This window comes from Oxalicibacterium faecigallinarum, assembly GCF_014635705.1.
GTDB lineage: Bacteria > Pseudomonadota > Gammaproteobacteria > Burkholderiales > Burkholderiaceae_D > Oxalicibacterium > Oxalicibacterium faecigallinarum.
The window spans coordinates 1,930,580-1,945,392 of record NZ_BMDI01000001.1; the positions used below are offsets into that span (position 1 = coordinate 1,930,580).

The following is a 14,813-nucleotide window of genomic DNA, read 5'->3' on the forward strand; positions in this document are numbered from 1 at the left end:
GCCACCATCACACCATCATCAGTTAGAGCGGGCATTGGCTCGTTATCCGGTGTCCACCTGATCGACAGTACCGGTCTTTCATGCAACACTGGCGAAACACATTTGCTCAGGAGGACGGCATGGCCAAGAAAGAAGAAATCGATGAAGAAACCCAGGCCATTCTTGACTGGTGCATTGAAGTCGAGGGGTTTTTGGTGAAAGGTGGCGCTAGCCGCAAGGAAGCACAGGATCACATTGAAGAACAGATCGAATGGTTTACCGATCTGTTTTACGATGGTCTGACACCGGAAGAAGCCGCAAAGGAAGCACTCGCCTGACTGCGCGCTTTACTTACATCGTTATCCATCCGGCTCTTCAAGGCAGAATGTCGATACCGCTGCCTGAACTCGTACCGTGAAGCGGTTGCATGTTCCATCAAAGCGTAAAACGATCACCCAATGTACTGAGCTTGACGCGTGCCTGTTCAACCGGATGGCACAGCACTTCATCAATAGCGACCTTGGCAATACGCAGCGTGCGGATTGCAGCTTCGTCTTCCGAACGCTCGCTACCGTCGATCGTGCCTTCTATCGGCTTACGCGCGCCCGGTATCCAGATCCGGTAGGCACCGCCCCATTCATCACGGGCCTCATCGCCATCCGCCAGTACGGCTGCAGACACAGCGACACGATAACCTTTGTATTCAATTGCAGACATGTCTCTCCTCCTTCCGAGGTTGTCATCCGTCATTACCAGTAAAGCGGATATTTTTTCTTGCGTATCACGTTGTTATAACCCATTGCCACCAGAATCAGGCAGATGGCCCCAATCAAAGTAGGGAATAACAGGAATCCCCAGCCCGGCATGCCAAGAAACACAATCACCGGATTGGACCCAGCGGGCGGGTGCACCGTACGCGTTGCCATCATGACGATGATGGCCGTGCCGACGGCCAGTGCGAGCGTCCACCAGTGTGGTCCCAGCACATTGAGATAGAGCAAGCCAATCAGGCTGCTCAGAAAATGGCCGACAACGACATTACGAGGCTGCGCCAATGGGCTATCGGGCAACGAGAAAATAATGACACACGAAGCACCAAAGGAGCCCAGGATCAGGATGGCCTGTGTGATATCTGCCAGCAGTGCAATCAAGGCAATCGCAACAAAGCCGCCCAAACCGGAAAGCAGTACGTTGCTCAGCGCGGGGCGCGGCGGCAACGGCAAGCTGCTTTCGAGGAATTTCTTGTCGTTTGCCATTGAAGTAACACGTATCAAGGGTATGTCCCATGCGGCATCAGCATGGAAAAAACCGGCGCACGACGTGCACCGGAAAAGGTCCCGCTCACCAGACCGGACCGGCCATTCATGAGCGGGGAGACAACGATACAACTGCGATGGATTACTGCTTGACTGCCTTGAACTTGGCAGCTTCTTCCGAACCACCGGTTGCATTACCGTCGCTGTAGGAGTGCGCACCGACACCAGCCAGTTTGCCGCCTTGAACGATCAGGTATTCATCACGGATTGGACGACCTTCGAAGTAGCATTCGAGGATCTCGCGCGTACCTGCTGCATAACGCGCTTGCGCCGTCAGACTGGTGCCCGAAATGTGCGGTGTCATGCCGTGGTGCGGCATGGTGCGCCATGGATGATCGGCTGGTGGTGGTTGCGGGAACCATACATCGCCTGCGTAACCTGCCAGCTGGCCGCTTTGCAGCGCTTTGACGATGGCATCACGATCGCAGAGTTTGCCGCGTGCGGTGTTGATGATGTACGCGCCACGCTTGAAGTCCTTCAGCGTTTGCTCGTTGATCATGTGTTCCGTTTCCGGGTGCAGTGGACAGTTCAGCGTGACGACATCACATGCGCTGGTCAGGCTCTTCAGCGTGCTGTGATAGGTCAGGTTCAGTTCTTTTTCCACATCGGCTGGCAAGCGATGGCGATCCATGTAGTGCAGCTTGACGTCGAATGGTTTCAACAGACGCAGCACGCGCAGGCCGATACGACCAGCAGCAACGGTACCAACGCTCATGGCTTCCAGATCGTACGAACGCGATACGCAGTCAGCGATGTTCCAGCCGCCTTTGGTGACCCAGTTGTACGAAGGGATGTAGTTACGTACTTGCGACAGAATCATCATCACAACGTGTTCTGCAACCGAGTGGCTGTTGCAGTAGGTAACTTCAGCAACGGTGATGTTGTGCTTGTTGGCTGCTTGCAGATCGGTGTGATCCGAACCGATACCGGCGGTCACGATCATTTTCAGTTTTTTGGCGCGAGCAATACGCTCAGCGGTCATGTATGCAGGCCAGAATGGTTGCGAGATGATGATCTCTGCATCGACCAGCTCTTTATCCAGCACGCTGTTATCGCCATCTTTGCTCGAGGTGACAACCAGTGTGTGTCCATTCGATTCCAGATACTTGCGCAGGCCCAGTTCACCCGATACGCTGCCCAGCAGATGGCCTGGCGTGAAGTCGATGCCTTTTGGTGTTGGCAGTGTTTGGCCATCTGGATAGATCGACGGTTGTGCGACTTCGTCGCGTGCATAGGTTTTTGGATAGCCTGTAACTGGATCGTCGTACAGGACACAAAGGACTTTCGCCATGGTGCTTGTTCTCCTAAGGATGAGTGCAATGATTTGCTGCAGCAATCTGAAAATGGCGAACGTGCATCCACCTTTTCTTTTTTCTTCTGCAAGCAAGCACTGGGAATCAGTGCGAGCGAGTTCATCTTAGGAATGAAGCAATAGTCGGTCTAATCGTTTGTTGTGATGGGTTGATAGCTACCCGTTATGTAAGCATCAAAGCGTGCTTGCAAATCAATCTGTGCGGCAATATTTCGCGCCGCAATGACCACGGGCGAACACGGGTCATGTGCCAATGAAATAAGGCCAATGCCTCGGCTTAACTCAGGAACCAGCGGAATCGCGACCATGTCATCCCGTAATTCATACAGACACAGCAAGCTGTGTGGCACCACGCTGAACAAACCCGCGTGACGCACGTGGGAATAGACCGCGAAAGTGGAATCCGTTTCCGTCACGACATTCGGTTTGACTTCGGCCTGACGAAAACCCGCGTCGACAATACGGCGATTCTGCATGTGTGCCATCAACAAGCACATCGGCAATTGCGCTGCCTCTTCCCAACTGATCTCCGTCTTGCCATCGAGCGCCGCACGATCACGAGCCAGCAACATGTAACGCTCTTGATACAGCGGTTGCACATGGAAGCCATTGAGACGTTGATCCTCCAGATACGTCATGCCGACATCAAGCTCGAAGGCGTCAAGACGTCGCATGATTTCTTCCGTGCTTAAGGACAGCACGGCCTGGCGCAGTTCGGGATGCGCGGTACGACATGCGCCGGTTAATAAAGAAACGATCGGCATCGTGGTCGGGATCGCACCGATACGCAATGTGCCGCTGAGCTTGGCTTGCGAGAGCGAGGCCTCCTGTTTCAAACCTTCCAGCGCCGCCAATGTCTGGCGCGCCCAATCCAGTATGCGTTCGCCTTCTGGTGTGAATCCCTGAAAACGCTGACCACGCTGCACGATCGCAACACCCAGTTCATTTTCCAGATTGCGCACTGCTGCCGACAGAGCAGGCTGCGAAACACAACACACTTCTGCCGCACGCGCGAAGTGCTTCTCCCGCGCGAGTGTGACGAGGTAATCAAGCTGACGTACAAACATGGTTCTTCCCGTATTGAGGTGACAGAAGGGAACACGACTAACGACAACGCTGTGTTGCTATGGTATTCGCCGATTGCGTTTTTCTTTGGATTGCCCCTGATGGCAATGGTGTTTCCCGTTTTGATCCAACCGATCAAACGCACGCGGATAGAATGGCAAACCGTTATTCCGTTCTGGATATGTCGTTTAAAGTAATATCGTGTATGATTGCGCCACCGATGGCAACTATTACGACGTGTGCAAACGGCCTTTTTAGTCAATTCACATAAAGAGACTGTCATGAGTAAGGCATCGTCACCCATCAAGATGGAAGGCCTCTCCAAGCCGCGAGGTAAGCGTTGGGACCATCTCGAACTGCTGGAACGCATCGATTCTTCGGGATCGATTTCCGCCGCAGCAACGGCCATGGGCATGAGCTACAAAGCCGCCTGGCAAGCTGTCGAGTCGGTCAACAACATGTCGCAAGAGCCGCTGGTGATTCGTCAGCCGGGCGGAAGCAGCGGAGGCGGAACGTCGTTGACGGAGTACGGAAGGCGCGTTGTCGCGACGTATCGCCGGCTGGAAGAAGCGTGGGCAGCAGTGCCAGCCTCCGTCAGCAGCATGATGGATGACTTTGATCGTTACTACTCACTGAGCAGGAGATTTGATATGCAAACCAGCGCACGTAACCAGTTCCTCGGCACGATCAAGCACGTCAAGAAAGGGGCAGTCAATGCGGAAGTCATTCTTGATATCGGCGGTGGCAATGAGCTCGCCGCCATTATTACCAACGACAGTGCCGACCACCTTGGTTTGGAAATCGGCAGTGAAGCTTACGCGCTGATCAAAGCGCAATGGATCATCTTGACCGTTGACACTGATTTCAAGACCAGCGCACGCAATAGCCTGACCGGCACCATCGCGCGCTGTCAGGAGGGCGCGGTCAATGCAGAAGTCGTGATCGAACTGCCCGGTGGCAAAACGATTGCGGCCATCATCACGAATGACAGTGTCAAGACACTCGGTCTTAAAGTCGGCGGCAAGGCAACTGCCATGATCAAGGCATCGCACGTCATCCTTGCTGTGCCTTCATAAGGTTTTTTAACTCGCTTCTTTTTTAGCTCACCATGAAAACTTTTTCCAAGTCTTTGCTCATCGGCCTCATGGCCCTCGGTTTTGCTGCTTCCGCTTCGGCAGAAGAAGTACAGGTTGCCGTTGCTGCCAACTTCACGGCGCCAATGAAAGTCATCGCGGCGAACTTCGAAAAGGAAACCGGCCACAAGGTCGCGGCATCGTTCGGCTCGACCGGCAAGTTCTACGCACAGATCCAGAACGGCGCACCGTTCGATGTGTTCCTGGCTGCCGATGACGAAACCCCTGCAAAACTGGAAAAGGAAAATGGCATCGTTGCCGGCTCGCGTTTCACCTACGCTACCGGCAAGCTGGTGCTGTGGTCAGCGCAGGAAGGCTATGTGGATGACAAGGGCGACGTGCTGAAGAAAAATGCGTTCTCCAAAATCGCACTGGCACAACCCAAGCTGGCACCGTACGGCCTGGCAGCGGAAGAAACCATGAAGAAGCTGGGCCTGTACGACACGCTAGCACCAAAATTCGTTGTGGGTGAAAGCATTGGCCAGACCTTTACCTTCATAAGCACCGGCAATGCACAGCTCGGCTTTGTCGCGCTGTCGCAGGTGTTTGAGGACAACAAGCTGAAGAGCGGTTCGGCATGGTTGGTTCCAGCCAATCTGCACAACCCGATTCGTCAGGACGCTGTGATTCTGAACAAAGGCAAGGACAACAAGGCGGCTGCCGAATTCGCCAAGTATCTGAAATCGGAACCTGTCAAGGCCTTGATCCGCACTTACGGTTACGACGTTTAATCAGCCAGCAAAGAGGTCCCAGATGTTCACCGATGAAAGCATCGGTGCGATTGTTCTTACTTTCAAGCTCGCCAGTCTCACCACACTGATTCTGTTAGTGATCGGTACACCGATCGCGTGGTGGCTGGCGCGTACCCGATCGTGGCTCAAGGGCCCGATCGGAGCTCTCGTCGCACTGCCCATCGTTCTTCCCCCAACCGTGATCGGTTTTTATCTCCTCGTCACGCTAGGACCTAACGGCCCTATTGGTCAGTTGACGCAATCGCTTGGTCTCGGCACGCTTCCGTTCAGCTTTACCGGACTGGTGGTTGGTTCTGTTTTTTATTCAATGCCGTTTGTCGTGCAACCGATTCAGAATGCATTTGAAGCGACGGGCGATCGTCCGCTGGAAGTCGCTGCGACCTTACGCGCTTCGCCTTGGGATACTTTTTTTAATGTGACGCTGCCATTGGCCAAGCCCGGCTATCTGACAGCCTGCGTCATCGGCTTTGCACATACCGTCGGCGAGTTTGGTGTGATTCTCATGATCGGCGGGAATATTCCGAACGAGACACGCACGATCTCGGTTCAGATTTACGATCATGTCGAAGCGCTGGAATACGCACAGGCACATTCGCTTGCGGCAACGATGGTAATTTTCTCGCTTGTCATCCTGATGACCTTGTATTGGTTGAATCCAACCGGGAGGCGCAAGTGAGCGATCAGCACAACGACATTCGCGCCAGGTTCGATATCAACTACGGCGCATTCTCACTAAATGTTGATTTGACGATTCCCGGTCGTGGTGTCACCGCCTTGTTCGGCCCTTCCGGCTCCGGCAAGACGACAATCCTGCGCGCATTGACGGGCATCGAACGTTTCAAAGGGACGTATCTTTCGATCAAGGATCAGGTCTGGCAAGACGATGCGCAAGGCATCTTTTTGCCGACGTACAAACGGCCGCTTGGTTATGTGTTTCAGGAAGCAAGTCTGTTTGCACATCTGAACGTCAAACGTAATCTTGAGTTCGGCATGCATCGCGTGCCGGAAGCGGAACGTCGCGTCTCACTCGATCAGGCTGTTGAGTTGCTGGCCATCGGCCATCTCATGGATCGCAAGCCGGATCGTCTGTCCGGTGGTGAGCGCCAGCGTGTTGCGATTGCACGTGCGCTCGCAACCAGTCCGCGCATTCTGCTGATGGATGAACCGCTTGCCGCGCTTGATCCCCAGCGCAAGGAAGAGATCATGCCTTACCTGCAGCGCTTGCATGATGAACTCGACATTCCGGTGATCTATGTCAGTCACTCTCCCGATGAAGTCGCGCGACTGGCTGACCATTTGATTTTGCTGGAGAACGGCAAGGTCATCGCCAGCGGTGCAACCGCCGATTTGCTGACAAGACTGGATCTGCGTGTGGCACATGGCGACGCCGCAAGTGCACTGGTCACAGCAACGGTAGTGGAGCAGGATGAGGAGTTTCATCTGACGCGTTCGGAATTTTCCGGCGGCAGTTTGTTGTTACCCCGACAGACTGCACGCATTGGTCAGCAGGTCCGCATTCGTATTCAGGCACGCGATGTCAGTCTTGCATTAACCCCGCACGAAAACTCCAGTGTGCTGAACGTCATTCCTGCAGTCGTTCAAGAACTGTCGGATGAATCAGGTGGGCAAGTCATGGTCGGATTGGATGCCAATGGCACACGCCTGTTATCCCGCATCACACGCAAGTCGGCCGCTAACATGCACTTGGTGCAAGGTTGTCGGGTGTATGCACAGATCAAAGGCGTGGCGATTCTGAAGTAACGGCAAGTGACGTCAGTTGCCTGCCTTCAGTCCAAAGGCTTCGGACAGCAGCAAGATCTTGCCGGTATCACTGGAGTCGTAACCGGCAAGATCATCAATGGCCTGTTTGAAGCTGTCGGACTGCACCACCGTGATGACCAGCTTGATCAACGGGTCGTCCATCATCGCAATCGGCAAAGCCATGAAGTAGCGCTCCTTGACCAGCGGGATGAAATCCAGATTGAAGCGATCTGCCGCCGTCTGCACACCAACACCAACGTCTGCCATGCCACTGGCGATGTAGGCGGCGACGGCTGAGTGCGTGAACTCGTTGCTCGGATAGCCTTCAATTTCGTTTGGTGAAATATTGGCACCTGCCAGCATCAGCTCCAGGAGCATGCGCGTGCCCGAACCGACCTGCCGGTTGACGAATCGCACCCCTTCGCGTTTCAGATCCTGCAAGCCACTGATCTGTTTCGGATTGCCCGGCAAGACAAACAGACCTTGCGTCCGAACGGCCAGATGCACGAGACAATGTTCACGTTGCGTCAGCCATTGCGTGTAGCGCTCGACAGCCTTGGCTTCAAACTCGCCAAGCGGCACGTGGAAACCAGCCAGATCACATTCGCGACGTGACAGGGCAGCAACCGCATCGGTACTGTTGCGATAACGCAGATCGACCGGCAAACCGGCTTCCGTCAGTTGCTTGAGCAATGCATCCACCGCAAACCCGTGGCTGGCATCCAGTCTTAATAGATGCGTTTTACCGACCACCGTTTTGCCGATTTCGTTTTCCAGTTCGGACGCCAGACTTTCCAGCATGGGCGACAAGCGGGCCCGGATACGTCGGTCGGCCCAGATCAGCTTTTCCGCCAACGGCGTCAATGTCGTACCGCGTCCGCGATCGGTATTCAATAGGGCAGTATCAAAAAGTTGCTCGACGTTACGCAACATGCCCCAGGCATACCGGTAGGAAAGACCGACGGAACGCGCCGCATTGGAAATGGAACCCGTGCGCTGAATCGCCGTCAGTAATTGAAGGAGGATTGCCGTATCGACCGTGTCATTGGCATCGTGCGTCACCTCCCAGTGGGGATTGATGATGACCTTGAACATGATGAGGAATTTCCAGTGTAAACAGGCTGTGTAAACAAGAATGAAAACCAGTTACATATGCATAAGAAAGCATATTGAATTGGCGAATTGTGGCGTTTACGCCGAGTTTACCCTTGTGAACGAAAAAGCATATTGAATTCCCATACTGGCAGTGATACCTTTCGCGTGTTGCAAGGTATACCCCCAGCAAAACTATATGCTCTAAACAGCATATAGACAAGAAATTTTACAAGGAAACAGTATGGTCTCGTTGGATATCACGACCGTATGGCAGGCAGCAAAGCCATTTGTGTCGCAAGGAGGAGTGTGAGTATGAGCACCCAAACATTTGATATGGCAGCAATCGAAGGTATTCTGGCTAAACGCAAGTCGATGCCTGGCGCCTTGCTGCCGATTCTGCACGACATTCAAAACGTCATCGGCTACATTCCGCCGAGCGTTGTTCCTGTCATTGCAGAAAGCATCAACGTCTCGCGCGCAGAAGTACACGGCGTGATTACCTATTACCACTTCTTCCGCCAACATCCAGCAGGCAAGCACGTTGTGCAGATCTGCCGCGCCGAAGCTTGCCAGGCACGTGGTTGTGAAGAGCTGGCCTCCCACGCCAAAGAACTGCTGGGTTGCGATTTCCACGGCACGACCGATGACAACAACTTCTCGTTGGAAACCGTGTACTGCCTCGGCCAATGCGCCAGCGGTCCTGCGATCCAGATCGATGACGATCTGTACGCACGCGTTTCCAAGGAAAAATTCAATCGCCTGATCCAGGCCAAGCGAGGTGTCCAATGACCTTTACCGTATTTGTTCCACGCGATTCGACCGCGCTGGCGCTCGGCGCCAACGAGACGGCTGAAGCCATCGCCAAGGAAGCCAAGGCACGCGGCATCGATATCAAGCTCGTGCGTAATGGTTCGCGCGGCATGTTCTGGCTCGAGCCACTGGTCGAAGTCGCGACCGATGCCGGCCGTATCGGCTTTGGCCCGATCGAGGCTGATGAAGTTGCCGCACTGTTTGATGCAGACTTCCTGAATGGCGGTAAGCACGACAAGGCTCTGGGCCTGGTCGAAGAAATCCCTTACCTGAAAAAGCAGGAACGCCTGCAATTCGTGCGCGTCGGTGTGACCGATCCGGTTTCGCTGGAAGATTATCTGGCACACGAAGGCTATGTTGGCCTGAAGAAAGCCATCACCATGGAACCGGCTGCCATCGTGCAGGAAGTGACCGATTCCGGCCTGCGTGGTCGCGGTGGTGCAGCCTTCCCAACCGGCATCAAATGGAAAACCGTTCTGGGCGCACAAGCTGACCAGAAGTACATCGCCTGTAACGCTGACGAAGGCGATTCGGGCACCTTCTCCGACCGCATGGTCATGGAAGATGATCCATTCATGCTGATCGAAGGCATGACGATTGCTGGTATCGCTGTTGGCGCAACCGAAGGTTACATCTATGTGCGTTCGGAATATCCGCACTCGATCGCCAACCTGAACGAAGCCATCGACAACGCAAAAGCCGCTGGTTATCTGGGCGAAAACATTCTCGGCTCCAAATTCACGTTCAACCTGCAAGTACGCAAGGCAGCTGGTGCTTACGTCTGCGGCGAAGAAACGGCGATGCTGGAATCGATCGAAGGCAAGCGCGGCATGGTTCGTGCGAAACCACCGCTGCCAGCGCTGGTTGGTCTGTTTGGCAAGCCAACGGTCATCAACAACGTCATTTCGCTGTCTGCGGTACCATTGATTCTGGCCCGCGGTGGTGAGTTCTACAAAAACTACGGAATGGGCCGTTCGCGTGGCACCCTGCCTATGCAAATCGCCGGCAACGTTAAATACGGCGGCCTGGTAGAAAAGGCATTTGGTGTTACGCTGCGTGAATTGCTGTACGATTTTGGTGGTGGTTCCGAATCCGGTCGTCCAATCCGTGCTGTACAGGTTGGCGGCCCGCTGGGTGCATACATGCCAGAATCGCTGTTCGATACGCCATTCGACTACGAAGCTTTTGCTGCGGTCGATTCGACCGTCGGTCACGGTGGTCTGGTCGCATTTGACGACACCGTCGATATGGCAAAACAAGCGCGCTACGCCATGCATTTCTGCGTAGCTGAATCATGCGGCAAATGTACGCCATGCCGTATCGGTTCGACGCGTGGACAAGAAGTAATGGACAAGATCATCGCTAACCAGAGTCGCCCGCAACAAATCCGCATCCTGCGTGATTTGTGTGATGTGATGGTCAACGGGTCCCTGTGTGCAATGGGCAGCATGACACCAGTTCCGGTGTTGTCTGCTCTGAATCACTTCCCGGAAGATTTTGGCGATCAACCGCTGGCAACTGCAGCTTAAGCAGAGACTGGAGAGAAACATGAACTTACTCAATGGAATTGACTACGGTACGCCAAAAAGCGACTCCACCGATTTGGTTACGCTGGAAATCGATGGTGTGACCGTTACCGTGCCACGTGGCACATCCGTCATGCGTGCAGCTGCCGAATTCGGCATCAATGTTCCTAAACTGTGCGCAACCGACAGCCTGGAAGCCTTCGGCTCCTGCCGTCTGTGCCTGGTTGAAATCGAAGGCCGTCGCGGCTATCCGGCTTCTTGCACGACGCCGGTCGATCCTGGCATGAAAGTCAAAACCCAGACACCAAAACTGGCAGATATCCGCCGTGGCGTCATGGAACTGTACATTTCGGATCACCCGCTGGACTGCCTGACCTGCCCAACCAACGGCAATTGCGAACTGCAAGACATGGCTGGCGTCGTCGGCCTGCGCGAAGTGCGTTACGGCTACGATGGCAACAACCATCTGCGTTTGGAAAAAGACGAGTCCAATCCGTACTTCACCTACGATGCATCGAAATGTATCGTCTGTAACCGTTGCGTCCGTGCCTGCGAAGAAACACAAGGTACGTTTGCGCTGACGATCGACAGCCGCGGTTTTGAATCCCGCGTTTCTGCCGGTCAGATGGAAGACTTCATCGATTCGGAATGCGTTTCCTGCGGTGCCTGCGTTGACGCATGCCCAACCGCAACCCTGACCGAAAAAACCGTCATCATGCTGGGCCAGGGCGAACACAGCAAAGTCACGACCTGCGCATACTGCGGTGTTGGCTGCTCGTTCAAGGCCGAGATGAAGGGTAACGAAGTCGTCCGTATGGTTCCTAACGAAAACGGTGGTGCAAATCACGGTCACGCCTGCGTTAAGGGTCGTTTCGCATGGGGCTATGCAACCCACAAGGATCGTATGCTCAAGCCGATGATCCGCAGCAAAATCACGGATCCATGGAAAGAAGTCTCGTGGGAAGAAGCGATCAACTACGCTGCTTCGGAAATCAAGCGTATCCAGGCTAAATACGGCAAGGATTCGGTTGGTGGCCTGGTTTCGTCGCGCTGCACCAACGAAGAAGGCTATCTGGTTCAGAAGCTGGTTCGTGCTGCATTCGGTAACAACAACGTTGATACCTGCGCACGTGTTTGCCACTCGCCAACGGGTTACGGCCTGAAAGTGACGATGGGTGAATCGGCTGGTACACAGACGTTTGACTCGGTCATGAAGTCCGACTGTATCCTGATCATCGGCGCCAACCCGGCCGCTGGTCACCCAGTGTTCGCTTCGATCATGAAACGCCGTCTGCGCCAGGGCGCAAAACTGATCGTTGTTGATCCACGTACGACCGAAATGGTCAAGTCGCCACACATCCAGGCTGACTATCACCTGAAACTGAAACCAGGTGCAAACGTGGCAATCGTCAACGCGCTGGCACACGTGATCATCACCGAAAATCTGCACAAGCCAGACTTCATCAAGGAACGTTGCGAAGTTGCGTCGTTTGAAGAGTGGGCAGAATTCGTTGCGCTGGAAGAAAACTCGCCAGAAGCGCTGGAGCCATTCACCGGCGTGCCTGCTGCCGACATCCGTGGCGCTGCCCGCATGTTTGCAACGGCCAACAACTCGGCGATCTACTACGGTCTCGGCGTGACCGAACACGCACAAGGTTCGACCACCGTTATCGGTATCGCCAACCTGGCGATGGCAACCGGCAACGTGGGCCGCGAAGGCGTGGGCGTGAACCCACTGCGCGGTCAGAACAACGTACAAGGTTCGTGCGATATGGGCTCGTTCCCACACGAACTGCCAGGCTACCGTCACGTTTCGGATTCCGTCGCTCGCGCCGAATTCGAAGCTGTCTGGAACTGCAAACTGGAATCCGAGCCAGGTCTGCGTATTCCAAACATGTTTGACGCTGCGCTGGAAGGCACCTTCCTGGGTCTGTACTGCGAAGGTGAGGACGTTGTTCAGTCCGATCCAAACACGCAACACGTTACCGCTGCTCTCGAAGCAATGGAGTGCGTCATCGTTCAAGACATCTTCCTGAACGAAACCGCCAAGTACGCGCACGTCTTCCTGCCGGGTGCATCGTTCCTGGAAAAAGACGGTACCTTCACCAATGCTGAACGTCGTATCTCGCGCGTTCGCAAAGTGATGCCGCCTAAAGCTGGTTACGCTGACTGGGAAGTCACGCAGATGCTGTCGAACGCATTGGGTTACCCAATGAACTACAAGCATCCACGTGAAATCATGGACGAAATCGCTGCATTGACCCCAACCTTCACCGGTGTGAGCTTCAAGCGCATCGATGAACTCGGTGGCAGCATCCAGTGGCCATGCAACGACGAAGCACCAGAAGGCACGCCAACCATGCACATCGATGCATTCGTACGTGGCAAAGGTCGCTTCATCAACACCAAGTTCTACGGCAGTGGCGAACGTCCAAGCAAGGAATTCCCGTTCATCCTCACCACGGGTCGTATCCTGTCGCAGTACAACGTTGGCGCACAAACCCGTCGTACCTTCAACAACATGTGGCACAGCGAAGATCGTCTCGAGATCCATCCGGACGATGCAGCAGAAAAAGGCATCAAGCAGAACGACTGGGTTGGCATCAAGTCGTCCGCTGGTGAAACCGTTCTGCGCGCTGATATCACTGAGCGTATCCAGCCAGGCGTCGTGTACACCACGTTCCACTTCCCTGAATCGGGTGCAAACGTGATCACGACCAACTCGTCCGACTGGGCAACCAACTGCCCAGAGTACAAAGTGACGGCCGTGCAGATCACGCCAGTGGATCAGCCTTCGGAATGGCAACGTACCTACAACCGCTTCAATACGCAGCAAGAGCGTTTCGCAACCACCGAGATGGTTCCTCGCGAAGCAGCTGCGACGAAGTAAGGTAAGTTGACTGCGTGATGAATGCTGTTACCGACGATGAACGCAGTGCACTGGTCCGCGTCCCGGTAGAAAAATGGGATGCGGATCAGCACATTGTCTGCGAAGACGATGTTGCTGAAGAAGTGCCTGTCGCTTTGGAGTACAACGGCATTTCACACGCAGTGATGATGGCCTCGCCATACGATCTGGAAGATTTTGCGTTGGGCTTTTCGCTCAGCGAAGGTATCTTGCAGAGCAAGTCCGAGTTGTATGACTGTGAAGTCGTTCCAGGCTGTGACGGCATTCAGGTGCAGTTGGAAGTTGCCACAGAACGTTTTGTGGCATTGAAGGACAAGCGTCGCAATCTGACCGGTCGCACTGGTTGTGGACTTTGCGGTGCTGAGACCCTGGAACAGGCAATTCGCCATCCTGAAGCTGCGCAGGGTAATGCGATGTTCAGTGCTGCGCAGATTCACGCCGGCATGCGAGCAATGCGAGCCCAGCAACGCCTCCAGAAGTACACGGGCGCGACACACGCTGCAGCCTGGATGGATTTGAGTGGCAATGTTGTTCTGGTACGAGAAGACGTTGGTCGTCACAATGCACTGGATAAGCTGATTGGTGCAATGGCGAGCAAACGACTGGATTTCTCTGCCGGTGCGGTTTTAATCACCAGCCGAGCCAGTTACGAAATGGTACAGAAGTCAGCCACCATGGGTATTGGCATGATTGCCGCCATTTCGGCGCCAACCAGTCTTGCCATCAAGATGGCAAACGATACCAATGTGACGCTGGTCGGATTTGTACGGGATCACAGCCACGTCGTATATGCGAAGCCTCATCGGCTGAAACACGATAATTGAATAGTAGTTACCTATACTGAAGGAATAGAGGAATGAGCGGCAATAACATTGATACGCTGATCAAGATGGCCAATCAGATTGGCGACTTTTTTGTGGCAATGCGTGATCGTAATCAGTCGATCGATGAATTTATCGGTCATCTGAAACGCTCGTGGGATCCACGTATGCGCCGGGCCCTGCTTGCGCATATCGAAGAACATAACGGCGAAGGCCTGAGTGAGTTTGCACTGGAAGCAGTGCGTTCACGCAAACTGATCTGATCAGCTGATACACTCAAAGAAAACCGCATTGCCGCAAGCATGCGGTTTTTTTACGTCTGTAAAAAGCTCCTG

At 54.2% G+C, this 14,813-nt stretch carries 15 protein-coding genes; 10 read left to right on the top strand and 5 right to left on the bottom strand.

Translation table 11 applies throughout. From position 1 onward, the window contains the following. Positions 1-119: 119 nt before the first annotated feature. Positions 120-317 (top strand): hypothetical protein, encoded by a 198-nt coding sequence (locus tag IEV29_RS09220; RefSeq protein ID WP_188380892.1) that lies wholly within the window; start codon positions 120-122, stop codon positions 315-317. A gap of 97 nt (positions 318-414) precedes the next feature. Here the strand turns inward: IEV29_RS09220 and IEV29_RS09225 are convergent, their stop codons facing one another. The 4 genes from IEV29_RS09225 to IEV29_RS09240 all read right to left on the bottom strand — a co-directional run bounded on the left by IEV29_RS09225 (position 415) and on the right by IEV29_RS09240 (position 3,674). After that, on the bottom strand, positions 415-696 hold the full coding sequence (locus IEV29_RS09225) for a hypothetical protein (protein ID WP_188380893.1): 282 nt from the start codon (positions 694-696) through the stop codon (positions 415-417). Positions 697-728: 32 nt separating this feature from the next. After that, positions 729-1,235 carry an HPP family protein gene (locus tag IEV29_RS09230; RefSeq protein WP_188380894.1) on the bottom strand — a complete coding sequence of 169 codons (507 nt, stop codon included), beginning with the start codon at positions 1,233-1,235 and terminating at the stop codon, positions 729-731. A gap of 142 nt (positions 1,236-1,377) precedes the next feature. Next, positions 1,378-2,586, bottom strand: a complete 1,209-nt coding sequence (locus IEV29_RS09235) for an NAD-dependent formate dehydrogenase (protein WP_188380895.1) — start codon at positions 2,584-2,586, stop codon at positions 1,378-1,380. A 149-nt stretch (positions 2,587-2,735) separates the two neighbouring features. Then, positions 2,736-3,674, bottom strand: coding sequence for a LysR family transcriptional regulator (locus IEV29_RS09240; protein ID WP_188380896.1), 939 nt, complete (start codon positions 3,672-3,674; stop codon positions 2,736-2,738). Between the two features lie 279 nt (positions 3,675-3,953). Between IEV29_RS09240 and IEV29_RS09245 the strand changes: the two genes are divergently transcribed. The 4 genes from IEV29_RS09245 to modC are packed head-to-tail and all read left to right on the top strand — an operon-like array spanning position 3,954 to position 7,318. Further along, positions 3,954-4,748: a TOBE domain-containing protein gene (locus IEV29_RS09245; protein WP_188380897.1), complete on the top strand. Its 795-nt coding sequence runs from the start codon at positions 3,954-3,956 to the stop codon at positions 4,746-4,748. Positions 4,749-4,780: 32 nt separating this feature from the next. Then, the gene (gene modA / locus IEV29_RS09250; protein WP_188380898.1) at positions 4,781-5,536 is read left to right on the top strand and encodes a molybdate ABC transporter substrate-binding protein; all 756 of its coding nucleotides are present in this window, start codon (positions 4,781-4,783) and stop codon (positions 5,534-5,536) included. A 22-nt stretch (positions 5,537-5,558) separates the two neighbouring features. After that, a complete protein-coding gene (gene modB, locus IEV29_RS09255) occupies positions 5,559-6,233 on the top strand; it encodes a molybdate ABC transporter permease subunit (protein WP_188380899.1) in 675 nt (224 codons plus the stop codon). Continuing rightward, positions 6,230-7,318 carry a molybdenum ABC transporter ATP-binding protein gene (gene modC, locus IEV29_RS09260; protein WP_188380900.1) on the top strand — a complete coding sequence of 363 codons (1,089 nt, stop codon included), beginning with the start codon at positions 6,230-6,232 and terminating at the stop codon, positions 7,316-7,318. The genes modB and modC overlap by 4 nt, the downstream gene beginning before the upstream one ends. A gap of 12 nt (positions 7,319-7,330) precedes the next feature. Here modC and IEV29_RS09265 read toward each other — a convergent pair whose 3' ends face one another. After that, positions 7,331-8,413, bottom strand: coding sequence for a substrate-binding domain-containing protein (locus IEV29_RS09265; protein ID WP_188380901.1), 1,083 nt, complete (start codon positions 8,411-8,413; stop codon positions 7,331-7,333). 312 nt (positions 8,414-8,725) lie between these two features. Between IEV29_RS09265 and IEV29_RS09270 the strand changes: the two genes are divergently transcribed. From IEV29_RS09270 to IEV29_RS09290, 5 genes are read left to right on the top strand one after another with little or no spacing between them, the layout of a single operon-like run. Continuing rightward, a complete protein-coding gene (locus IEV29_RS09270; protein ID WP_188380902.1) occupies positions 8,726-9,202 on the top strand; it encodes a formate dehydrogenase subunit gamma in 477 nt (158 codons plus the stop codon). Then, positions 9,199-10,752: a formate dehydrogenase beta subunit gene (locus IEV29_RS09275; protein WP_188380903.1), complete on the top strand. Its 1,554-nt coding sequence runs from the start codon at positions 9,199-9,201 to the stop codon at positions 10,750-10,752. The genes IEV29_RS09270 and IEV29_RS09275 overlap by 4 nt, the downstream gene beginning before the upstream one ends. Positions 10,753-10,771: 19 nt before the next feature. Then, on the top strand, positions 10,772-13,639 hold the full coding sequence (gene fdhF / locus IEV29_RS09280; protein WP_188380904.1) for a formate dehydrogenase subunit alpha: 2,868 nt from the start codon (positions 10,772-10,774) through the stop codon (positions 13,637-13,639). Positions 13,640-13,656: 17 nt separating this feature from the next. Beyond that, positions 13,657-14,481, top strand: a complete 825-nt coding sequence (fdhD, locus tag IEV29_RS09285) for a formate dehydrogenase accessory sulfurtransferase FdhD (protein WP_188380905.1) — start codon at positions 13,657-13,659, stop codon at positions 14,479-14,481. Between the two features lie 32 nt (positions 14,482-14,513). Next, positions 14,514-14,741 carry a formate dehydrogenase subunit delta gene (locus IEV29_RS09290; protein WP_188380906.1) on the top strand — a complete coding sequence of 76 codons (228 nt, stop codon included), beginning with the start codon at positions 14,514-14,516 and terminating at the stop codon, positions 14,739-14,741. Positions 14,742-14,813: the final 72 nt, after the last annotated feature.

Excerpts from the sequence above, each read along its gene's own strand:
- IEV29_RS09225 (WP_188380893.1), bottom strand. The coding sequence starts at position 696 with ATGTCTGCAATTGAATACAAAGGTTATCGTGTCGCTGTGTCTGCAGCC.
- IEV29_RS09270 (WP_188380902.1), top strand. The coding sequence starts at position 8,726 with ATGAGCACCCAAACATTTGATATGGCAGCAATCGAAGGTATTCTGGCT.
- IEV29_RS09275 (WP_188380903.1), top strand. The coding sequence starts at position 9,199 with ATGACCTTTACCGTATTTGTTCCACGCGATTCGACCGCGCTGGCGCTC.
- fdhF (WP_188380904.1), top strand. The coding sequence starts at position 10,772 with ATGAACTTACTCAATGGAATTGACTACGGTACGCCAAAAAGCGACTCC.
- fdhD (WP_188380905.1), top strand. The coding sequence starts at position 13,657 with ATGAATGCTGTTACCGACGATGAACGCAGTGCACTGGTCCGCGTCCCG.
- IEV29_RS09245 (WP_188380897.1), top strand. The coding sequence starts at position 3,954 with ATGAGTAAGGCATCGTCACCCATCAAGATGGAAGGCCTCTCCAAGCCG.
- modA (WP_188380898.1), top strand. The coding sequence starts at position 4,781 with ATGAAAACTTTTTCCAAGTCTTTGCTCATCGGCCTCATGGCCCTCGGT.
- IEV29_RS09230 (WP_188380894.1), bottom strand. The coding sequence starts at position 1,235 with ATGGCAAACGACAAGAAATTCCTCGAAAGCAGCTTGCCGTTGCCGCCG.
- IEV29_RS09265 (WP_188380901.1), bottom strand. The coding sequence starts at position 8,413 with ATGTTCAAGGTCATCATCAATCCCCACTGGGAGGTGACGCACGATGCC.
- IEV29_RS09290 (WP_188380906.1), top strand. The coding sequence starts at position 14,514 with ATGAGCGGCAATAACATTGATACGCTGATCAAGATGGCCAATCAGATT.
- IEV29_RS09220 (WP_188380892.1), top strand. The coding sequence starts at position 120 with ATGGCCAAGAAAGAAGAAATCGATGAAGAAACCCAGGCCATTCTTGAC.
- modB (WP_188380899.1), top strand. The coding sequence starts at position 5,559 with ATGTTCACCGATGAAAGCATCGGTGCGATTGTTCTTACTTTCAAGCTC.
- IEV29_RS09240 (WP_188380896.1), bottom strand. The coding sequence starts at position 3,674 with ATGTTTGTACGTCAGCTTGATTACCTCGTCACACTCGCGCGGGAGAAG.
- IEV29_RS09235 (WP_188380895.1), bottom strand. The coding sequence starts at position 2,586 with ATGGCGAAAGTCCTTTGTGTCCTGTACGACGATCCAGTTACAGGCTAT.